This is a genomic window from Corynebacterium sp. TAE3-ERU12 (genome assembly GCF_019209905.1).
Classification (GTDB): Bacteria; Actinomycetota; Actinomycetes; order Mycobacteriales; family Mycobacteriaceae; genus Corynebacterium.
This window is the reverse complement of sequence record NZ_JAHUTM010000001.1, coordinates 462,910-484,185: the sequence shown is the minus strand read 5'-3', so window position 1 is coordinate 484,185 and position 21,276 is coordinate 462,910. Positions and strand designations below refer to the sequence as shown.

Here is a 21,276-nt window from a genome sequence, read left to right as displayed (position 1 = left end):
GCATACCGCAAACGCCCCGGCCAGATATCCCGGCCGGGGCGTTTCACTGCGTGGTACGCGAGGGTGACTAGTCGTCGTCCTCGTCGGAGCCTTCCGGCTTGTCGACGACGGAAACCTCGGTGGTGAGCACCATCCGGGCCACCGACGCGGCATTGACCACTGCGGAGTGGGTGACCTTCACCGGGTCAATCACACCCTGAGCAATCAAGTCGCCGTACTCGCCGGTCGCGGCGTTATAGCCGTGACCGTTGTCCATCTCGGAGATGTGGTGGACAACCACGGCACCGTCGATGCCACCATTAGCGGCAATCCAGAACGCCGGGCGCTTGAGGGCCTTGGCCACAGCGGAGACACCGACGGCCTCGTCGCCCTCGAACTCGTTGGCGTAGGCCTCGAGCTCATTAGAGATCTGCACCAGCACGGAGCCACCGCCGGCGATGACGCCTTCCTGCACCGCGGCGCGGGCAGCGTTGACGGCATCTTCAACGCGCAGCTTGCGCTCGTTGACCTCGGTCTCGGTGGCTGCGCCAACCTTGACCACGGCAACGCCGCCGGAAAGCTTGGCCAGACGCTCTTCGAGCTTCTCCTTGTCCCAGGCCGAATCGCAGCGCTCAATTTCGGCGCGAATCTGGGCGCGGCGCTGTTCCACGGCCTCGGCGGTACCAGCACCATCAACGATGACGGTCTCGTCCTTGGCGATGGTGATGCGACGGGCCTGGCCGAGCACCTCAAGGCCGGTTTCCTTCAGGCTCATACCGGTATCTGCGGTAACAACGCTGGCGTTAGTAACCACAGCAAGGTCATCCATGAAGGCCTTGCGGCGGTCGCCGAAGTACGGGGCCTTCACGGCGGCGACCTTGAGGGTCTTCCGCATGGCGTTAATAACCAGGGCGGAGAGTGCTTCGCCCTCGATATCCTCGGCCATAATCAGGGTCGGCTTGCCCGACTCGGCGATCTTCTCCAGCAGCGGCAGGAAGTCCGGCAAGGAGGAGATCTTCTCGCGGACCAGCAGCACCTGGGCGTCTTCGAGCACAGCCTGCTGGGAATCGACGTCGGTGACGAAGTACGGGCTCATGAAGCCCTTATTGAAGGACACACCCTCGGTGACCAACAGTTCGTCGTTCAGCGACTGGGATTCCTCAACAGAGACAACGCCGTCCTTGCCGACCTTGTCCATAGCGCCGGCGACCATATCGCCGATCTGCTCGTCGCGGGAAGACACAGTGGCCACCTGCGCGATGGCATCGGAGCCGGACACCGGGGTGGCCTTCTCCTGCAGCAGCTCGACGGTGCGCTCAGCGGCAGCGGCAATACCGCGGCCAAGCACCATCGGGTTCGCACCGGCGGCAACATTGCGCAGACCCTCGTGGATGAGTGCCTGGGCGAGCAGGGTTGCGGTGGTGGTGCCGTCGCCGGCGACATCATTGGTCTTAATGGCGACGGACTTCACCAGCTGGGCGCCGAGGTTTTCGAAGGGCTCCTCGACGTCGATATCGCGGGCAATGGTCACGCCGTCGTTGGTGACCAGCGGGCCACCGAACGCCTTATCCAGCACTACGTAGCGACCCCGGGGACCCAGGGTGACCTTGACAGCGTCGGCAAGCGTGTCCACGCCCCGCTTCAGGCCCTCGCGGGCCTCTTGATCAAAGGCAATAAGCTTGGACATGCAGTTATAGCCGCCTTACTTTTCGACGATGGCGAGAATATCGCGCTGCGACAGGATGAGGTATTCCTCGCCCTGGTACTTGATTTCGGTGCCGCCGTAGCGGGAGAAGATGACGACGTCGCCTTCCTTGACGTCCATAGCAACACGCTCACCCTTGTCGTTGAAACGACCCGGGCCGGCGGCGATAACGGTGGCCTCCTGCGGCTTCTCCTTAGCGGAGTCCGGGATGACCAGGCCGGAGGCGGTAGTGGCCTCTGCCTCGTTGATCTGGACGAGGAGCTTGTCCTCGAGCGGCGTGATGTTGACGTTCGCCACGATAATTTCCTCCGTATGTGAGTCTTTGGTGTGCCGGTTGACTTCCAGCACAGCCGTCGTCGCGGGTGAACAACTGTGTGTCAAACAACCTTGGTTGGCACTCTACAACCGCAAGTGCCAACACTCAACGTGGAGTAGTGCCAGTTTTTTAAGCCGCCGGCTCATCCTTGGCCACCAGCGGAATCTCCACCGGCAAACCCGGATCCGTACCGCAGCCATAACCCGAGGGCTGACCACCAGCAGCAATCAGGTGCGCCGCCAAGGTGGCAATCATCACGCCATTATCCGTACACAACCGAGCCGGCGGCACATGCAACGACAACCCCGCCTTCGCGCACCGCTCAGCAGCCAACTCACGCAACCGCGAATTGGCCGCCACTCCCCCACCCAGCAACACCACAGTCGCCCCCACATCAGTGGCCGCCCGCACTGCCTTAAACGTCAGCACATCACATACCGCCTCCTGGAATGAGGCACACAGGTCAGCAATATCAATAGTGCGGCCTTCCCGCTCGGCAGCCTCAACCACCCGCGCCACAGCGGTCTTCAGACCAGAAAAAGAAAAATCATGGCGGGAATCCTGCTGCCGCATCATGCCGCGCGGCAACGCTATCGCCGCCGGATCGCCCTTTTTCGCCAACTTGTCAATCACCGGGCCGCCGGGATAACCCAACCCCAATAGCCGAGCGACCTTGTCATAAGCCTCACCGGCAGCATCATCGAGGGTGGAACCAAGCTCCGACATGGGCCGGCCAATCCCGCGCACCCGCAACAGCTGGGTATGCCCGCCAGAGACCAACAAAGCAACCGCATTGGTCAAGTCCGCGCCGCTAGCCAAGGCATCAACGGCCACATGCCCGCCGAGGTGATTGACCCCGTAGAACGGCACATCCCACGCAGCGGCATAGGCCTTCGCCCCAGCCGCGCCGACCAGCAGCGCACCCGCCAGGCCCGGCCCCACCGTGGCGGCCACAGCATCGGGGGCGTCGATACCAGCGTCGGCAAGCGTGGCCCGCACCACCGGCTGCAGCGCCTCAAGGTGAGCGCGGGAGGCGATTTCGGGGACGACACCACCGAATCGAGCGTGCTCAGACATTGAGGAATGCACCACATCGGATAACAACTCGATGGTGGGCGCGGGATCTCCGTCGGGCAGGTCGGTGCGGTAGGTCACGCGCACCACGGCTGCGCCTGTTTCATCGCAGCTGCTTTCGATGCCGAGGATATTCATCGTGGCGGTCTGCGGGGTGCTCATGCGGGCTGATTCTACGCTGTCACCTGCAGCGCGCCCGAGGCTGCTACCAAGCACGGCGCAACCAAATAAGAAGGTAACTCTGAAATGGGGGTGAGAGATATAGCGAAATATTGTTCCCGGGTCCTATTATTTTTGCTATGTCCCCTACTTCTAGCCGTCCCAGCCGTCGACCGGGCCCTAAGCCAACCTTCACTCTTGATGATGCAATTGACGCAGCGCTGGAAGAAGGTATCCGCGATTTCACCATCGGCAGCGTCGCCAAGCGCCTCGGTGTCGCCCCGTCTGCGCTCTACCGCGTCACTGAGGACCGCCGCGCTCTCGTCGGCGCCATCCTGGACCGACTCGCCCAGGAATTACAGCCCAGCTCCCACGACCTGCCCTGGCAGGACCAGATTCGCGGCAATGCCGCCGAGCTGTGGCGCCTGGTCAATAAGCACGAAGGCCTGGCGATGGTGCTGCTCACCCTCGATATTTACGATAATGTGCGCGACCCCCTCGCCAATATCGTCACCGGTTTAGTCAAGGGCGGTTTGAAGGTCTACCAGGCACTATTCCTGCTCGACCTGGTCGCTGAAACCACCCTGGTTTCCAGCGTGAACTACGCCCCGCTGAAGCGGCGCACCGCCTCCTTCGTACGCGAATCGCTTGCCGACAATGTGAGCCCGGAAGAGATCCGCAGCCTCGCCGGTGACGCTGAGGTGCAGCTCAAGCAGAAGATTGAGTACCTCATCATCGCCATGGAAAACGGCCTCCTCGAGCCGGCTGTGGTGCGCGAGCGGGAACAATCCGAGCGCATGGTCTCCGAATCGCCGTTTACTGACCAGTAATCAGGCCTTCTGCGGGGCAGGTTCCCGGCGCATCACCCACGCGTCATCGCCCTGCGGTTGGTAGTACTTTTCGCGCCGGCCGATGGTGGTAAACCCCGCAGCTTCATACAGCCCGATGGCCGGGTCATTGCCCACCCGGACCTCTAAAAACACCGGCCCGGGGTTCTCATCGGCGGCCGCCAGCAGGCAATTGAGCAGTTTTCGGCCCAGCCCGGTGCCGCGGTAGGAACTCGCCACCGCCATGGTGTGCACTTCATAGTCAGGGTCAGCTTCGGTACCGACCCGGGCCAGACCCGCATATCCCACCAATTGCGTGCCGACGTGCGCGCCGACATAGAACGTAAAAGGGCTGCTCAGCTCGGAGACAAACGCGGCTGCTGGCCACGGGTCCGCACCGGCGAAAACCTCGGCTTCTAGCCCGGCAAGCTCCGTGGCCGCACCGGGCGCCAACCGGCGGATAATGGGCTGCTCATCAGTCATGCCCGTGCTCCGGGCGGTGCTGCAGCGCTGGGGATACCGGCTTTTTCTTCGGGGCCACCGCATCAGGCCGGCGCAGGTACAGCGGCGCTAGCGCGGCACCTGGTTCGGTCAGCCCACCGGTGGCTGCGCAGTCACGCACCGCAACCCGCACCAGCGCCTCTGGGGTGGGCAGGGCCTCGGCAATACTGGGCTCGTGGTCAAGGTGCTCGGCCACCAACCGGGCATGGGTGGTTGAGCCCACAATCCGTTCGGCCTGCGGGTACTCCTCAGCAAGAGCGGCCGGGGCCAGCACCATCGGCCCAGCACTGCGGTGCCCGTCGCAGTAGGTGGCGGCATAGACCTCACGGCGGCGCGCATCGGTGACGACCACGGCGGGGCCGTCAATCGGCGCCAATGCGTCCAGGGAGCACACCCCGTGCACGGGGATGGCCAGGGCGTCGGCGAAGCTCGCGGCGGTGGCCATCCCTACGCGCAGGCCAGTAAACGGGCCCGGGCCGCAGCCGGTGACCACTGCGGCAAGATCGCGCCGGCTCAGGGAACTTTCGGCCAGGCATTCCAGAATCAGTGTGACCAGCACCTCGTTATGGGCGCGGCCATCAAGGAAGGTGCGGGTAGCAACGGGGGCAATGCTGTCCCCTGTTACCTCAACGATCCCGGCAGTGACCTGCGGTGTTGAGGTATCGATCGCGAGCACATACATAACCCCCACCCTAGTGGCCCATCCCCGCATCGCCTTGCACCCGGCGCCACGAGACTGTGCGCACCTCATCGTCGCTACCGCGACTGATCTGCACCAGCAGGTATGCGTCGGTGAGCTGTTCTACCAGCCCCTCCCCCCATTCCGCGACGACAGCGCAGTCGGTGAGGTCAGTATCAACATCGATGGCGTCGAGGGCGCCGAGCACATCACCACCGGTATCAAGCAAGCGGTAGCAGTCCATATGCACCAACGGGCACCCACCAGTAACGGCGGGGCGATGTTCGCGGGCGATGGTGAAGGTCGGTGAGGTCACCCGGCCACGCACCTGCATGCCTTCCCCAATGCCCTGGGTCAGGGTGGTTTTCCCGGCCCCCAATGGGCCATCCAGGATCACCAAGTCGCCAGGGCGAAGGGTTGCGCCCAAGTGCGCCCCGAAAGCGCGCATCTCATCGGCGGTTGGCACGGTGGCGGTGCCGCTGGTGCTGAAGTCGAAGGAGCTCACCAGCCCGATATTAGTCGGCGTCGGCAGACAGCCCAGCCTGGTGCAGCAACCGCAGCAACTCCTCATTGACCAGCTCCGGGCATTCCATATGCACCATATGGCCTGCACCTGGCACCCGCACTAGGCGCACCGCCGGCCAGTGCGCGGCGATTTCATCGGAGCGACCAGGCGGCACCATGCGGTCCCGAAGACCAGCGATGACCACCCCGGGAATATGCGATAGGGCACGCAGCCCCTCAGTTTCGTCGTGCCCTTGTAGTGACTCGAAGAAGTTGAGGATCGTGGTGGACTCGGTGCTGTCGATCATCTGCTCATTGAGGTTCAGCACTGCCGACGCTGTTTTCTGGTCCCCAAAAGACCCACCGTGCACAATCGGCTTCGTCCAAAAGTGGATGAGGTTGCGGATATGGTCGGTCAGCCACGGCACCTGTGCGGCAACACTGACCACGGCGTGGCCGGCGGGGTTGAGCAGCATCCGGGGAATCCCGCCCTCATTCAGGCCCCGGGCGGCGGTGGCAATAAGGGCGATACCGCGAATGCGGGGCACAATATCGCTACCGACGCCGCCCAGCGCCATCGTCGTCATGCCCCCCATTGAATGGCCCACTAGCACCAGCGGCCCCTCCGGCACGCGCTGGTGAATAACGGCGGCGAGGTCCTGGGCGGTCTGCGCGATGGTGCATGACTGCGGGGTGGGGGTGCCCGACTGGCCGTGGCCACGCTGGTCGAACAGCACCATGCGGATACTGTCCCCAAGCTCGTCGCGCAGCCACGCCGCCTGCCGAGACCAAGACGCAGCAGACTGGCAGTAGCCGTGGATGAACACCACACTCAGCGGCGCCTCGGCGGGGCCGATTTCCCGCACCGCCAAGGGCACACCATCATCAGCGGTGACCGTGCCGCGCCAGGTCGGTTCGGGCAATTCGAGCTGCACCGGCGCGGCGGTGGGGGTGCGTTGCGGCATGATGCGGTGGCGCACCCCGGCAATACCTGCGGTGGCAGCTGCGGCGAGAACGCCCGCCCCGACGGCCATATCAAGGCCGTGGGTGGGCCGTGGGAGGTATTTGTCGAACCGGAAAGACGCCATAATCTGCCGCTAACTTTCGATATACCGGCGCACCGTCCGCCCGCGCGGCATGGTGACTATCTCGTAGTTAATGGTGCCGAGTGTTTCCGCAAGCTCATCGGCGGTGGGCGCACCGGGTTGGTTACCGGCCGCACCGGGGCCGAAGATGACCACCTCATCACCGGTGTGCACACTGTCGTCGACTTCGATGACGAACTGGTCCATGCACACCCGGCCGATCTGGTGGAAACGTGTGCCGTGACACCACACCGAGCACCGGTCCGATAGTGACCGGGGCATTCCGTCGGCGTAGCCGAAGGGAACCACTGCCACGCGGGTGTCGTGGTCGGTGTTCCAGGTGCGCCCGTAGCTCACCGCTTCTCCTGCCGGAACGTCCTTGACCAGGCCGATTCGCGCGCTCAGGGTCATCGCGGGCACAAGCCCATGACTGCGCCCGGCAATCGGCTCGAGGCCGTAGTTGACCAGGCCCGGGCGGATCATGTCGAAGACCAGGTCCGGGCGGCTGAGGCTCGCTGCGGAATTAGCGGCATGATTGACCGGCAGTGTCAGCCCTTCAGCGCGCAGCTCAGCGATCGCGGCGCGGAACCGGTCGGCTTGCATATCAATGCTGGGGTCATCGGGGTCGTCAGCATTCGAGAAGTGGGTGGCCGCGCCGGTGACGTCGATAAGCCCCTCCCCGTGCGCCTGGGCGATGCGGGGTGCGGCGGCGCTGAGGTCACCGTTGATCGCGGAGAATCCATTGCGGTTCATGCCGGTATCGACGGTGATGGTCACCCGCGGCCTTTTACCCACGTGCTGACCCGCCTTAATGACGGCATCCAGGTGGGCGAGGGAGGCCACCCCGAGGTCCACATCATTGCCCACCGCACCAGCAATATCTTGGTCGGGCAGCCACAGCCAGCACAGCACCGGGGCGGTGATTCCGGCCTCGCGGAGCGCGCGTGCCTCATCGAGGGTGGCCACCCCCAGCTGGTCGGCCCCGCCGGCGAGCACAGCCCGGGCGGCTTGGGCGATGCCGTGCCCATAACCATCGGCTTTCACCACGGCCATAATGCGCGGCGCACCGGAGATTTCGCGCACGCGGCGCACATTGGCGGCAATTGCGCTGAGGTCAATCGTGGCAGTTACCGGGTGCGCTGTCGGTTCAATGCTGGGCATGGGCTCATTGTGCCATCGCGCGCAACCAGTCCTGTTTATTGCGCCCGGCGACTTCGGCAGTGGCCTCCCGGATGGCGTTGGCGATGAGGCTTGCCGACGTCGGCGCCGGCCCGGCTGGGGTGCGTGCCGACAACTCCGCTGCGGTGGCGTGAATAGTGGCTGCTACGGCGATGATTGACGGGTGTGGGGTGTGCGCGAGCCACGCCCCGATAAGCCCGGCTAGTACGTCCCCGCTGCCTGGGGTGGCGGCCCAGTAGCTGCCGGATTCAACGATGGTGGCCTTACCGGCTGGGGTTTTCGGTGCCGGCGGTTCCGCAATGATTGTGGCGTGGCCTTTCAGCAGCACCACACAGCCCAGCTCGGCGGCCAAGCCAAGAGCAGCGCTGAGGCGGTCCACTTCGGGGTCGGCGATAGCGGGGTGCGTGGGTGGGGCCGTGTTTTCCGGCTCTCCGACAGGGTCATTTCCAGCGGGCTCGGCTGCGACCGGATCGTCGGCACGCGGATCGGGCACTGCGTCCTGGTCCCCTTCCCCTGCGGTGCTGGCTGCCTTAGTGCCTGGGCACATGGGGTTCGGGGTGTTCTCCGCGTCGGCGATGGCAGCAGCAAGCCTGCGGAACTCACCGACGTGCGGGGTGAGCACGGTGAGCTGACCGGCCGCATTGCGTTCCCGCAAAGTGTCAAGCACCCGGGTTTCCTCAGCGAGCATGGTCAGCGCATCAGCGTCGAGCAGCGCGGGCTCCGCAGAGCTGAGCACAGTGACGAGTTCTTCGCGCACCAACCAGCCAGAACCACGACCAGGGCCGACCACCCAGGCCTGGACGCGGCCACAGTTATTGATCGAGTCCGCACCGACAACTTCCGGCAGGGCCCGAATGATCTCGGGCACACAGGGCCCTACTGCCCGCACCATCGAACTGGTGGCCCGGACTGCGGCGGTAGCGGTGAGCACCCCGGCACCGGGGTATGTCTCGGAGCCAGCACAAATACCCACGACCCCACCGGAGTATTTATCGTCGCTGGGATAAGGCTGCAGCCGGGGGACTGCTACCGCGTCCTGCAGGCCCTTAATCATGCTGAGTGCGGGCTGTTTAGCAGCGGCGATATCGGCAGCGGCGACTCGGGCGAGTTCCTGCGACAGTGTGGGGCGGGTGCTGTCTGTGACTCCAATATCGGCCACCACCACACGTCCACAGGCAGGGGAAATCGCGTGCGCCCGACGCAGCCCACCGAAGGTCACGGTGGTCTCGGCGGTGACGTGGGTGACGAGTCCTTCTGCGCCTTCCGCACCGGTGCCACCAGTATCGGCCACCACCCCGGAGGGCACATCAACGGCGATGAAGGGCACCTCGGCTTGTTCAAGTGAGGCCACAATGCGGGCACTATCTGCACGCAGCGCCCCACTACAGCCCAGGCCGACAATGCCGTCGATGGCCAGGGCGCAGTCGCTGGCGTGCAATAACATCGGCCCAACGATATTGCCGCCGGCTGTGGTGAACGCGTCAACAGCAGGCTGGTGTGGGTTCTTCGAGCACAGCACGGCACTGACCCGGTAGCCCTCGTGCAGCAACTCCACCCCGGCGTAGAGGGCGTCTCCCCCATTACCGCCGGAGCCGACGAGCAGCACAATGCGACGCGGGTTGAGCCGGACTGGGCCGAGGAATTCGCGTGCGACCTTAGCCACCGCCGATGCTGCGTTGCGCATGAGCTCATCGACGCTGGTTTGGGTATCCAGCAGGGGGCGTTCTGCGCGACGGACTTGGTCAGCGGTATAGACGGGCATCATATGGCCCAGGCTACGACGCCCGTACTCGCCGTGATCGACGTGCCGCCGCAACAGCTAAGAATAGGGCCACAATCATGCCGATAATGGACACGGTCACAATCGCTACTGGCCCGCCTGCGCCGAGCACCCCGGGCATACCTGGAATCCCGGGCTGGATCAGTCCACCGGTCAGTGCCCCGCCGGCGATGCCGAGATTAAAAGCCCCGGAGTTAAGACCAGAGGCCGGCTCGGCCAGGTCCCCGGAGGCATCGAGCACCCACCCCTGGGACACGACACTGACCGCCCCGCCGAACAGTCCCCAAAGGGCCATCACCGCCCCGGCGCCAAGCGGCCCGGAGGCCTGGGTGAGTACCGCCATGGCGATGGCAAGCCCCAGCGGCAGTGCCACCATGGTGGCGGTGAGAGAACGGTCCATTGCCGGGCCGGATAGGAAATTTCCGGATAGGCCGGCTAGGCCGAAAATCAGCAGCATGGTGCCCACACCGGCAACACTGACCCCGGATAGTTTCTGCAGGATTGGGGAGGCATAGGTGTACGCGTTGAAGTGAAAAAGCACCACCACGAAGGTGTAGAGCACCCCGAAGCGCACACCGGAAAGCGACCAGGCGCGGCCGATATCGGCGAAGCTGGCACCAGGGGTCGCCGGGATCGGTGGCACCACCACCCACAGCACAATGGCCATGCTGGTGGCCAGCGCTGCGGCGGCGAAGAAGGACCCACGCCAGCCGACGAGGGCACCGACGTAGGTGGCTAGCGGCACGCCCAGCACGATGGCCCCAGCCCCGCCGGAGAAGGCCACGGTCAGGGCGCGGGCGACCTGTCTGGGGCTGGCCAGGCGCGCCGCGGATGCGCCTAGCAGCGCCCAGAACACGCCCAGCCCGATACCGATCAGGATTCGGGATGCGAGAAAGAATCCGGGGCTGGGCGCCAGGGCGGTCATCAGTGCCGATAGTGCTGAGGCAATAAGGGCGGCGGTGAGTACGAGGCGGCGATCTATCCGGCCGGTAAGCCGCGGGGCGATGATCGCAACGATGGCGGCGAGCACTCCGGGCACGGTCACACCCAGGCCGATCACACCGTCGCTGGTTTCCAGTCCGTCGGACATTAGCGTCAGGACCCCGATGGGTAATTCCTCGAGGGTGGTCATGGTGAAAATCCCCGCCCCCAGGGCGATCACTGCTGTCCAGTGGGTGCGTTCTGGGTAGGTCTGTGGCGTCATCATTGCGCTCACCTCCATTCGTGGTTGGGCTGTGGTGGGCCACACATAATGTAGGTCACGCTGCACCGGTGCCAGCACCTGGTCTCAATCTCTTCCGGATCACCGCATTATGGGAGATACTGGTAGCTATAACCAGCGATAATGAGGAGACCCTAATGTCGATGGATGCGTCCACACCCGTTATTTCGGTACGCGGATTGACGAAGAAATTCGGCAACCACACCGCCGTGGCTGGGCTGGATCTGGATCTGCGCCCTGGGACTGTGCACGGTTTCCTGGGCCCCAATGGGGCCGGCAAGTCCACCACTATTCACGCTATTTTGGGCCTGTTGCGTCCCGACGCTGGCAGCATCAGTGTGCTCGGCCATAATCCGACTACCAACCCGTCCCGGGCGACCCGCAGAGTTTCCTATGTTCCCGGTGATGTTGCCCTGTGGCCACAGCTGACTGGTGCGAAAACTTTGGCCACCTTGGCTCGCCTCCGCGACCGCCATGGCGGCGATGACCCGAAGCGGCGCGCAGAGCTGATCGAGCGGTTCGACCTCGATCCGACGAAGAAGATCCGCGAATATTCCAAAGGCAATCGGCAAAAGGTGATGTTGGTTGCTGCCTTGGCTGCCGATGTTGACGTGTTGGTGCTCGACGAGCCGACCAGTGGCCTCGACCCGCTTATGGAGGATGTGTTCACCGAGTGTGTGCGCGAAGCCGTGGGCCGCGGCCAGTCGGTGCTGCTGTCGAGCCATATCCTGCCGGAAGTACAAAAGCTTGCCGACGATGTGACCATTATCCGCCAGGGGCGCCTGGTCGAATCGGGTGCCTTGTCGGAGTTGACGCACCTGCGTGGTTCGCGGATTACTGCCGATATTGCTGGCACCCACTATGACCAGTTGCATCCGCGCGCTGAGGTCAGCGGCACGCTGCAGAAACTGCTGGACCAAGGCGCAACAAATATCACCTGCACTGACGCGGCCTTGGACGATATTTTCATGGACCACTACAGCGCCGCTGCCAGCGCCGATGCTGGAGGCCAGCGCTAATGGGCACACTTATCCGCCTGCATCTGCGTACCCGATGGATCTTCATTACCGCCTGGCTGGTGCCGTTATTCGCCCTGGTCGTCGTGGCGGTGCCGGGTTATTACTCGGTCTACCCCAACGACGCGGCTTTCGAAGCGATGTTGCCGACTCTGGTGACCAACGCCGGTATGAAAGCCGTCTACGGGCCGATCGATTACGACTTCTCCCTGCCTGCCGTGGCCATCTGGGAAAACCACAGCTATGTGCTGATTTTGGGTTCGGTGATGATGGTGCTGCTGGCTGCGAGCATGACCCGGGTTCAGGAAGAAAACGGGATCACTGAGCTGGTGCGCGCCCAGGGGCTCACCGCGCGGGTGCCGACGTTGGCAGCAGCGGCTGTCATTGTCCTTATTGGGGTGGTTTTCGCCGCCGCCTCGGCGGCCGGGCTGTACTACGGCCATACCGTCACCGATGAGGTGACGGTATCGGGCTCTATTCTTGGTGGTCTTGCGGCGGGGACCTGTATGACCGCGATGGGGGCTGTCGGTGTCGTGCTGGCGCAGTTGGCCGGTACTGGGCGTGCTGCCCGCGGGTACGGCCTGGCTGCGGTGGCGGTGGCTTTTGTGCTGCGCGCTGTCGCCGACGTGAACGATATCGGCTGGTTGCGGTGGCTCTCCCCGTTGGGCTGGCGCGATATTGTGGCCCCGTTTACTGCCGATGAGGCGTGGTGGCCGCTGTTGTACGTCACCGCATTCATCATCCTGGCTTTCCACCTGGCCCTGGGTATGGCCACCTCCCGCGAAGTGGGCGCTACCTGGCCGGCCACGTCGGCACGCGCAGGCACAAAGCACTCCGCCCCTGGAACTGTTGACGCCGGTGCGGCAGCCTTAGTGCCCGGTTATGGGCATTGGGGGCTGCGGTGGCGGCTGGACCGGATGACCGCAGTGTGGTGGGGTGTGGCGGTCGTTGCCACTGCGGTGGGTTTTGCCTCATTGACCGCAGATATGGTCGAGCTGCTGAAAAGCTCCCCTGGTGCGGCGGATTTCGTGCCCGGCATGCTCGATGGCGATGCCATTGAGGCGGCTTTTTTGGCGCATATGGGTGTGTTTGCCGGCACATTGCTGTGCTGCGCTGCGGTGCATCTAGCCACCTCAGCTGCCGGCGATGAACGCCACGGGTGGCTCATCCCGGAGCACACATCCGGCACCACACACCGCACACCGTACGTCGTCGCCTGGGTGTTCACCGTGCTCACCGTCGTGGCGATCAGCGCCATCGCCGCCCCGCTGACCATGTGGGCCGCACAAAGCAGCACGGACAAAGACCTCACCGAACCGGGCCTGTGGCTGTTGGCGTCCTTCGCCCCGGGCGCGATTGCCACTGCGGGCTTAGCGACGCTGCTGGCTGCCGCCGCACCGCGCTGGAGTGGGCTGGCGTGGATTCCTGTGGCTTTTTCCGGCGTGGTGTCGTACCTGTACGAGCTGCTCAACCTGCCGGAGTGGATGCAGGATTGGTCGCTCGTGGGCCACCCCGTTTTTGTGGAATCCGAGGGCTATGACTGGGTCGCAACTGCTGTGCTTGTGGCCATCGGTATCGCAGGTGCAGTCATTGGTGCTGTGCTGGCCGACCGGCGTAACAGCGTCGGGTAGTAAAAAACACGACAATGCCGGGTACCCCACGATGGGGCACCCGGCATGCGTGGTGGCTCAGCAGGTCCTACTCGACGGTGACGGACTTGGCGAGGTTACGCGGCTTGTCGATATCGTCATTGCCGCACTGGCGGGCGATCTCGGCGGCCAGGAACTGCAGCGGCACGGTGGACAGCAACGGCTGCAGCAGAGTGGAGGTCTCCGGGATCTCAATGAGGTAGTTGGCATACGGCTTGACTGCTTCATCACCGCGTTCGGCGATGACAATCGTCTTCGCGCCACGGGCCCGGATCTCCTGGATATTGGAGACGATCTTCGAGTGCAGCACCGCCCGACCCTTCGGGGAAGGCACCACCACAACCACCGGCAGGTCGTCTTCGATAAGCGCAATCGGGCCGTGCTTGAGTTCCCCGGCGGGGAAACCCTCGGCGTGAATATAGGCCAATTCCTTCAGCTTCAGCGCGCCCTCCAGGGCAACGGGGAAGCCGACGTGGCGGCCGAGGAACAGCATCGTCGGGATCGCCCCAAGCTCGCGGGCGATATCGAGGTACCGGTCGCCGTCTTCGAGGACGTCGGCGATCTTGTCCGGGATGGCCTCGAGTTCTTCGTACTCGCGGGTGACCTCGTCGGGGTACTTCGTGCCGCGGGCCTGGGCCAGGGCCAGGCCGACAATATAGTTCGCGGCGACCTGGGCGAGGAAGGACTTGGTGGCGGCGACACCAATTTCGGGGCCGGCGTGGGTGTAGAGCACCGCATCGGCCTCGCGGGGGATCTGCGCGCCGTTGGTATTACACACGGCCAGCACTCGTGCGCCCTGCGACTTGGCGTGGCGCACTGCCTCCAGGGTGTCGGCGGTCTCACCGGACTGGGAGATAGCCACCACGAGAGTCTGCCGGTCCAGCACGGGGTCGCGGTAGCGGAATTCGGAGGCGACCTCAATTTCGACGGGGATACGCACCCAGTGCTCAATGGCGTACTTGGCCAGCAGGCCGGAGTGGTAGGCGGTGCCGCAGGCGACGACGAATACCTTCTTGATATCGCGCAGGTCCTGGTCGCTCATCCGCTGCTCGTCGAGAACAACACGGCCATCAATGAAGTGGCCGGCCAGGGTGTCGCGCACCGCGGCGGGCTGCTCGTGGATCTCCTTGAGCATGAAGGACTCGTAGCCGCCCTTTTCTGCTGCTTCAAGGTCCCAGTCGATGGTGAAGGGGCGGCCTTCGGCTGCGCTGCCGTCGAAATTAAGCAGGGTGTAGTCGTCGGCGGTGATGACCGCGACACTGTCCGGGCCCAGTTCGACGGCTTCCTTGGTGTAGGCAATGAACGCGGCAACGTCGGAGCCGAGGTACATGCCATCGCCGCCGACACCGACCATCAGCGGGGTGGAGCGGCGACCGGCGACGATGGTGTCCGGGTGGTCGGCGTGGGTGAACAGCACCGTGAACGCGCCCTCGAGGCGGTTGAGCACGGCCAGCGCCGAGGCCTGGAAGTCACCTGCGGTGCCGGAGTTGTCCTCGCCGTTGTAGGCACGCGCCAGAAGGTGGCATGCGACTTCGGAGTCAGTTTCGGAGTTGAGTTCGATACCGGCTTCTTCGAGTTCGCTGCGCAAGGGGGCAAAGTTTTCGATGATGCCGTTGTGCACGATGGCGACCTTGCCGTCGTACGAGATATGGGGGTGCGCATTGGCGTTGGTGGGGCGACCATGTGTGGCCCACCGGGTGTGGCCGATACAGGTGGTGCCGGTGAACTGGTCCCGGCCAACCGCGTCGAGTTCATTTTCGAGGTTGGCGAGTTTGCCGGCGCTCTTTTCTGAGAGGATGCCGCCTTCTCCATCGAGCACTGCGATACCCGCCGAGTCGTAGCCTCGGTATTCCATGCGTCGCAACGCATCAATAGCTACCTCAAGGGCGGGCTTCTGGCCTACATATCCCACGATTCCGCACATGGCCCTAAGAATAACCACCCGGCGCGGTCCTAAGTGAACCCTGTAGAGGCCGCGTCACTCATCAGCGACGGTGTTCGCCTATTTCATGCTGCGTATCAGCGGTGCGCGCCGCCGCTGGGGCGTGCGAAATATCCCAATTATTGTGGGCGCGCCCCGCCCCCTTGACCCAAGGAATCACGAACAAGGGGTGGAATCGTTATGCTGGCCACGTGGCAAACCTGAACAAACTCGTATCCAAGCTGTCGAAGCGCGGCCCGCATAATGTGCTGGTCGGCGATCTTTCCTATGTTGGCCTGCCCGGCGCGGTCTACACCCCGGATGAAGGCACTAACCTGCCTGCCATTGTGTGGGGCCATGATTGGCGTGAACCGGTGCAGAATTACCACGCAACCCTGCGCCACCTGGCGTCCTGGGGTATTTGTGTGGCCGCCCCCGACACCGAGAACGGCTTCCTGGCTGACCATCGCGGCCTGGCCGCCGATATGGAGTCTGCGCTGCAGGTTCTTGCGGGTGTGCGTTTGGGCACCGGTGAGGTGACCGTGCATCCGTCGAAGATTGGTTTCGCAGGTCATGGCATGGGTGCTGGTTGCGCCGCCCTGGCTGCTGCGGGCCGTGACCATGTTGCCGGTGTGGCGTGTGTCTACCCGGCCAATACGGCCCCGCCGGCGGATGCTGCCGCCACTAATATTCATGCCCCGGGCCTGATTTTGGCCCCGGAGGATAATGAGTGGCTCGACCGCGGCAACCCCGCCCGGATGGCTGTGAAATGGGCTGGCGATGTCTGTTACCGCAAGATTGAAGACACTGAGCAAAATGATTTCTCTGAGTCGCCGTTGCTGCGACGCTTGCTTGGTGTGACCTCTTCGGATCGTAAGAAGCGGGAGTTCGCCCGGGCTATTCTTACCGGCTGGATTCTGGAGGTCATCGCCGGTCTTGATGATTACGCCGGTTTTTCCGATCCGTCGGAGAAGATCAAAAACTCCAAGGGCCAGTCCGTTGAGTTCTTGCGTGAGACCATTCTTGTCCCCGGTGCTTCCAGTGATGACGATGAGAGCAAGGACGACTAACTCGTAGGTTTGTAGTTTCAGGTTTCACGGCCGCGTGTGTGGGCTATCCCGCGCGCGGCCGTTGCCATGTCTAGCGGTTAGCCGCTGGAGATGCGCCGCACTGCGCCTGCGGTGGGCTGGGTTGTGGTGGTGCTTGCCGACGGTGTGGGCTGGCCGTGGTTATTGGCGCGGGTGAGGCTGCGGCGGGTCTCGGCGAGGGCCTTTTCCCAGCGACGTTGGTGGAGACCCATCTGGGACCGGTAGGTGCGCATGATGTCGTCGAAGTTGGCGCGGTGGTTATCGGGCATGACTACCACTGGCTCACTTTCGGCATGTCGACAGAACGATGCCCAGGTGCGTGTTCACCAGTGGGCTCAGGATCAGCGGTGAGTTTCGGCTCTGGTGCGCGGGCAGGTGCGGGCGCGGGGTCAGGTGCAGGCGCGGGAGTGTCGGCTGTGTGCTCTTCCGGTTCGGTGTTATCGCCGGTGCCGTAGTGGGCTACCTTGCCTGCCGGTGGTGGCGGCTCGACAACATCAGAAAAATCAGGCTCAGGTTCTGGCTCAGGCTCAGGTTCTGGCTCAGGTTCTGGTGCCGGTTTGGGAATCGGCTCAGGTTCAGGCGCTGGTTCGTGGTGTGGCTCCGGGCACTCCGGCATCGACAAGTCGAGAAAACATTCCGCCTCGAGTGTCGCAGCAGCCGATACCGCAACCTCTGCGGCTACGCGGCCAGCCACCTCAGCTGCTATCACCACTGCCCCAGCCACGGCACCAACAGCTCCTGCCACACACGGCATAACCGGGCATGGTTGCTGCTCCTGCGGCGACCCTGTTGCCGGCGGTGGCGCGGGCAGTACCGGATTGTGGGGTTCGCCTGCACTGTGGGGTGCGACAGGTTGCTGCGGGACGAGTGGTACCTGCGGTTGGGTTGGGCAAATCGGCTGCTGCCCATCGGGTACGGGTTGCGGTGCCGAAGGAGTCTGCGGCACCTGCGCGGGCATAGTCGGTGCGGCCGGCGCAGGCGACACGGGCGGCGCGGTCGGCGCGGTCGGCGCGGCAGGTGTCGGTTCCGAAGGGGATATCGGGGACTGCGGGCACTGCGGTGCCTGCACCACCTGCGGGCATGGCTCCACTGGTTCACATACCGCCTCATCAACGCAGCGTGACGCCTCATCAAGAAGCGACTCCACACACTCATCACGCGATGCGATCACTGCATCAATAAAAACCAGCAATTGCTTCACCAACTGAGCACACGCCACAGCCACTGCCCGGCCCGCCCCAGGGGTACCCACCATCGCCTGGGCGGTCGCGGCAATCGCCGCCCCGGCGGCTACTGCTTGCTCCATCGTGGCGTCGGAATCCTCACACACGGTGGTGATGAGCTGCGCAACAGTGCGTAAATCCATGCCCACGCCCCCACCGGCTGACCATTGCTGCTGGCACTGCCCAGTAGCTGCCGCAACAGCGTTTTCCATCGCCTCAGCAGCTGCTCCAGCCACACCGGAGAAGTCCACATGAGATTCCGAATCAGCCTGGCCCGCACCGTCGAGCAGTGTGTCCGCAACCGAGACGAACACACTCGGGGCAAAACCGTTGATATGCGCGGCCCGCTCCAATAATTCAGGCGCGGCCTCAGCAGCCCGCGACAGCACCCCCGCCGCGGTGGCAACAGCGTCGATTTTGACGCATACCTCAACCAGCTTGACCAGGCCTCGGCTTATCAGTGGTGCGGCCATGACACACCACCGATCTGGGCGCTGCTGCGGCTATGCTGCTCGCCCTGGTCAGCGTCGGTACGCGCGCACTGGCCGCATTGGTCGGCAACGGCCGGGCCATGCTCGGCCATCCGCGTGGAGTTGATGTAGCCCCGCTCACGCAGCCGATCAATCCCGGCGGCTAGGCGGGCACCATGTCCGGCAAACCCGGCGCCAGTAGCGCTGGGCCGCAGCGGCGGCACCGCCCGCCATAAAGCAGCGTGTCGATCGCCGCGATTGCTCAGTTCCGTGGCGATCCGGCGTACCGCTGGTGCGGAAATATATAACTCGTCCACGAGTTCCCCCTGACCCGTCGATTAGTGGTGTCGCCACTTAGACGCCACGAGGGCCAGGGACGGTTCCCCCAATTTTCGATAGGGGTAAAAACAGGGGGTACCGCGTGTAAAGGGGTATATCAGCGGCGGGAGTACCTACGGCGGTGGCCCTCCACACCGGTCCAGGCAAACGGCCCGGTGCCTTCTAGCAGGCCCTCGCCGGAGTTGGCGTAGTTACCGGGATCGTCGATAGTGCGCTGCTGCAGTGCGTAATAGGTCGGGTCATCAAGCTGTACCCGGTCAGCAAGGATCTTCTCGTGCTGCTCAGTGCGCAGGAACTGCTCATACCCATCGACGACAACGCCGGTGAGGAACTCGGCGACACAACCAGAACCATAGGAAGCCAGGGCCACCCTACGCCCAGCCAGATCCGGCACGGTGTCGAGCAAGGACAGCAAACCGAAGTACGTGGAGGCGGTGTAGGAATTACCAACACGGCGGTTGTAGCCGGTGGTGGGGGCAATAATTTCCTCAGCGCGCGGCTTATCCATATCCACGCCGAACCGCTCCGCCAGCATCAGATGCGCCTTGGAAGCCATCTTGGTAAACGGCTGGTGATAACAGAAGTAGTCAATATCGCTAAAGGCAGCACCATCGTGGTCGCGGTAATCCTCATAAGCACCGGCGACGGCATCAATATAGGCGCTAATCGACAGCTTGCCTTCAACCAGCGCCTGGGAGCGGTAGTTGGGGCGCCAGAAGTCCATCACATCGTCGGTATGCACACCATTGGCGGCATCCAGACGCAGAATGCGCGGGTTAGCAGAGACAATAAATGCCACCGCACCAGCGCCCTGGGTGGGCTCGGCGGCGGAATCCAAGTCGTAGCGAGCGATATCAGAGGCCACCACAAGCACCCGCTCCTTAGGGTTGCGGGTCACCAGTGCCGCAGCGAACTGCAAAGCAGCCGTAGCCGAGTAGCAGGCCTGCTTGAGTTCCACAGTGCGCACCGCCGGCGGCAAGCCAAGCAGTTCGTGCACATAGACACCAGCGGACTTGGACTGGTCAATACCGGTCTCGGTGGCGAACATCAGGGTGCGGATGCCCTCGGCGCCGTGGCGCTCAATGAGCGGGGCAGCCGCGGCAGCAGCCATAGTCACCGGATCCTCATCGGCGCCGACAACAGACATTTGCTCCTGGCCCAGGCCCTTGTGGTACTTGGCGGGCTCGGCCCCAAGGCGCGGGGCGATATCGGCCAGGTCGACCCGGTACGAACCGGTGGCGAAGGAAATGTCATCGATGCCGACCGGCACGGCCTGAACCTCGGTGGAGTTCGTCATATCCTCTTCCAATCTCAACGCGCCGGCCGGTGGGGTGTTCCGGCAGGTTTAGCACTACGTCGACTCTACCGCCGAGTCAGCGGCGGTCTGAATTTTGGTATGCGCCACACCATGGCAGCCCTGGCGGCGCAACGCCATACTTTCCGCCAGATTCACTGCCTGGGCGGCACTCTCGGCGGCATTATCGGCCTTATTTCGCCTGCTGGGCGCGTTCGATGCTCACATGGGTGGACATCAACTCACCCGGGTTGGTCTGGGCGGCCAACAACGACAGCTCACCACACCACACAATGGCAGCGCAGCACGCAGCAAGACGACGGGCATTATCGCCAGGATCGCGGTCATCCTTGCAGCCGATCCGGCGCAGATTATTCTCCACAAAATCCAGGCCCTTGCCGTTGCCGACACTGCCGACAATGAGGTTGGGCAGCGTGCAGGAAAACCGCACCGCACCATCGACATCTTCGACCTGGGTGATGCCCTGGGAGCCTTCCACAATATTGGCCGCATCCTGGCCGGTGGCCAGGTAGAAGCCCAGCAGCATATTCGCGTAGTGCGCATTCGCCGAACGCAATGAACCAGCCAGAATGGAACCAATAAGGTTCTTGCGTTCGTTGAGTTCCACTAAGCGCTTGGCGTCGGTACGCAACCGTTCCTGCACCACCTGCTCGGGGATGATGGCCTCGGCGACGATATTCTTCCCGCGCCCGAGCACCCCGTTGACCGCGGAGACCTTCTTATCAGTGCAGTAATTCGCCGAAATGGAGCCGTATCCCAACTCCGGGTAGGTGTCCATGAGGTAGCTCATGAGGTTCTCGGCGGCCAGGGTGGCCATATTGTGCCCGGAGGCATCACCGGAGGTGAACTCGAAACGCATCACCAACAGGCGCCCGGCGACCTCAGTATTGATATTGATGAGCTTGGCGAAACGGCTGGACGCCCCCACGACCTGCTGCAGCGCACCCATATCGGCAAGCACCTTATCCCGCACCACCACCGCGGTCGCAGCACTATCCAAGGTGAACAGCACCGAGCGAGTCATCCGCTCATCAACGAGAGTGCAGGTAATGCCGCCCTCAATCATTCGGGAGACCTTCGCCCCGCGACCACAGGAGGGCCACAGCGGGGTTTCGTAGGTGGCCATCGGCAACTTCAGTTCGTCTTCCATGACGTTGCCGCTGATCCGCACCGGCCCCACCCAGCTCAGTGGGACCGCGGCATATTCCTGCTCTGGGGTGGGGGTGCTCATGGTGGGGCTCCTCA

General features: G+C 63.7%; 20 protein-coding genes. 4 read left to right on the top strand and 16 right to left on the bottom strand.

All coding sequences use genetic code 11. The features are described 5' to 3' along the window. Nucleotides 1-67: 67 nt before the first annotated feature. The 3 genes from groL to tsaD all read right to left on the bottom strand — a co-directional run bounded on the left by groL (nt 68) and on the right by tsaD (nt 3,212). The gene (gene groL, locus KRX51_RS02170; protein ID WP_218361309.1) at nt 68-1,666 is read right to left on the bottom strand and encodes a chaperonin GroEL; all 1,599 of its coding nucleotides are present in this window, start codon (nt 1,664-1,666) and stop codon (nt 68-70) included. Nucleotides 1,667-1,681: 15 nt separating this feature from the next. Then, nucleotides 1,682-1,981 (bottom strand): co-chaperone GroES, encoded by a 300-nt coding sequence (gene groES, locus KRX51_RS02165; protein ID WP_218361308.1) that lies wholly within the window; start codon nt 1,979-1,981, stop codon nt 1,682-1,684. Nucleotides 1,982-2,129: 148 nt separating this feature from the next. Continuing rightward, nucleotides 2,130-3,212, bottom strand: a complete 1,083-nt coding sequence (gene tsaD, locus KRX51_RS02160) for a tRNA (adenosine(37)-N6)-threonylcarbamoyltransferase complex transferase subunit TsaD (RefSeq protein ID WP_218362226.1) — start codon at nt 3,210-3,212, stop codon at nt 2,130-2,132. Nucleotides 3,213-3,373: 161 nt separating this feature from the next. On the opposite strand from tsaD, the gene KRX51_RS02155 reads away from it, so the two are divergent. Continuing rightward, complete coding sequence (locus KRX51_RS02155; RefSeq protein ID WP_218361307.1) at nt 3,374-4,063, top strand: TetR/AcrR family transcriptional regulator; 690 nt, start codon at nt 3,374-3,376, stop codon at nt 4,061-4,063. Here the strand turns inward: KRX51_RS02155 and rimI are convergent, their stop codons facing one another. The 7 genes from rimI to KRX51_RS02120 all read right to left on the bottom strand — a co-directional run bounded on the left by rimI (nt 4,064) and on the right by KRX51_RS02120 (nt 10,995). After that, nucleotides 4,064-4,543, bottom strand: a complete 480-nt coding sequence (gene rimI / locus KRX51_RS02150) for a ribosomal protein S18-alanine N-acetyltransferase (RefSeq protein ID WP_218361306.1) — start codon at nt 4,541-4,543, stop codon at nt 4,064-4,066. It abuts the gene before it with no gap. Continuing rightward, complete coding sequence (tsaB, locus tag KRX51_RS02145; protein ID WP_218361305.1) at nt 4,536-5,243, bottom strand: tRNA (adenosine(37)-N6)-threonylcarbamoyltransferase complex dimerization subunit type 1 TsaB; 708 nt, start codon at nt 5,241-5,243, stop codon at nt 4,536-4,538. Before tsaB ends, rimI begins: the two co-directional genes overlap by 8 nt. Before the next feature lie 10 nt (nt 5,244-5,253). After that, nucleotides 5,254-5,688: a tRNA (adenosine(37)-N6)-threonylcarbamoyltransferase complex ATPase subunit type 1 TsaE gene (tsaE, locus tag KRX51_RS02140; RefSeq protein ID WP_255549434.1), complete on the bottom strand. Its 435-nt coding sequence runs from the start codon at nt 5,686-5,688 to the stop codon at nt 5,254-5,256. A 67-nt stretch (nt 5,689-5,755) separates the two neighbouring features. After that, nucleotides 5,756-6,832 (bottom strand): alpha/beta fold hydrolase, encoded by a 1,077-nt coding sequence (locus KRX51_RS02135; RefSeq protein WP_218361303.1) that lies wholly within the window; start codon nt 6,830-6,832, stop codon nt 5,756-5,758. 9 nt (nt 6,833-6,841) lie between these two features. Further along, nucleotides 6,842-7,990, bottom strand: coding sequence for an alanine racemase (alr, locus tag KRX51_RS02130; protein WP_218361302.1), 1,149 nt, complete (start codon nt 7,988-7,990; stop codon nt 6,842-6,844). Nucleotides 7,991-7,994: 4 nt separating this feature from the next. Continuing rightward, on the bottom strand, nt 7,995-9,773 hold the full coding sequence (locus tag KRX51_RS02125; protein ID WP_218361301.1) for a bifunctional ADP-dependent NAD(P)H-hydrate dehydratase/NAD(P)H-hydrate epimerase: 1,779 nt from the start codon (nt 9,771-9,773) through the stop codon (nt 7,995-7,997). A gap of 10 nt (nt 9,774-9,783) precedes the next feature. Next, nucleotides 9,784-10,995, bottom strand: a complete 1,212-nt coding sequence (locus KRX51_RS02120; RefSeq protein WP_218361300.1) for an MFS transporter — start codon at nt 10,993-10,995, stop codon at nt 9,784-9,786. 65 nt (nt 10,996-11,060) lie between these two features. On the opposite strand from KRX51_RS02120, the gene KRX51_RS02115 reads away from it, so the two are divergent. Together KRX51_RS02115 and KRX51_RS02110 are read left to right on the top strand one after the other, a co-directional pair. Next, on the top strand, nt 11,061-12,029 hold the full coding sequence (locus tag KRX51_RS02115; protein WP_370624981.1) for an ABC transporter ATP-binding protein: 969 nt from the start codon (nt 11,061-11,063) through the stop codon (nt 12,027-12,029). Then, nucleotides 12,029-13,657 carry a hypothetical protein gene (locus KRX51_RS02110; RefSeq protein ID WP_218361299.1) on the top strand — a complete coding sequence of 543 codons (1,629 nt, stop codon included), beginning with the start codon at nt 12,029-12,031 and terminating at the stop codon, nt 13,655-13,657. Before KRX51_RS02115 ends, KRX51_RS02110 begins: the two co-directional genes overlap by 1 nt. Before the next feature lie 67 nt (nt 13,658-13,724). Here KRX51_RS02110 and glmS read toward each other — a convergent pair whose 3' ends face one another. Then, nucleotides 13,725-15,599 (bottom strand): glutamine--fructose-6-phosphate transaminase (isomerizing), encoded by a 1,875-nt coding sequence (glmS, locus tag KRX51_RS02105; RefSeq protein ID WP_218361298.1) that lies wholly within the window; start codon nt 15,597-15,599, stop codon nt 13,725-13,727. A gap of 209 nt (nt 15,600-15,808) precedes the next feature. Between glmS and KRX51_RS02100 the strand changes: the two genes are divergently transcribed. After that, complete coding sequence (locus tag KRX51_RS02100; RefSeq protein WP_218361297.1) at nt 15,809-16,666, top strand: dienelactone hydrolase family protein; 858 nt, start codon at nt 15,809-15,811, stop codon at nt 16,664-16,666. A 77-nt stretch (nt 16,667-16,743) separates the two neighbouring features. Here the strand turns inward: KRX51_RS02100 and KRX51_RS02095 are convergent, their stop codons facing one another. From KRX51_RS02095 to KRX51_RS02075, 5 genes are all read right to left on the bottom strand, one after another. Then, on the bottom strand, nt 16,744-16,953 hold the full coding sequence (locus tag KRX51_RS02095; RefSeq protein WP_218361296.1) for a hypothetical protein: 210 nt from the start codon (nt 16,951-16,953) through the stop codon (nt 16,744-16,746). 2 nt (nt 16,954-16,955) lie between these two features. Beyond that, nucleotides 16,956-18,380: a hypothetical protein gene (locus tag KRX51_RS02090; RefSeq protein WP_218361295.1), complete on the bottom strand. Its 1,425-nt coding sequence runs from the start codon at nt 18,378-18,380 to the stop codon at nt 16,956-16,958. After that, a complete protein-coding gene (locus tag KRX51_RS02085; RefSeq protein WP_218361294.1) occupies nt 18,365-18,694 on the bottom strand; it encodes a hypothetical protein in 330 nt (109 codons plus the stop codon). The genes KRX51_RS02090 and KRX51_RS02085 overlap by 16 nt, the downstream gene beginning before the upstream one ends. A 119-nt stretch (nt 18,695-18,813) precedes the next feature. Then, nucleotides 18,814-20,013: a hydroxymethylglutaryl-CoA synthase gene (locus KRX51_RS02080; protein ID WP_218361293.1), complete on the bottom strand. Its 1,200-nt coding sequence runs from the start codon at nt 20,011-20,013 to the stop codon at nt 18,814-18,816. A gap of 190 nt (nt 20,014-20,203) precedes the next feature. Beyond that, nucleotides 20,204-21,262 (bottom strand): hydroxymethylglutaryl-CoA reductase, encoded by a 1,059-nt coding sequence (locus KRX51_RS02075; protein ID WP_218361292.1) that lies wholly within the window; start codon nt 21,260-21,262, stop codon nt 20,204-20,206. Nucleotides 21,263-21,276 lie beyond the last annotated feature (14 nt).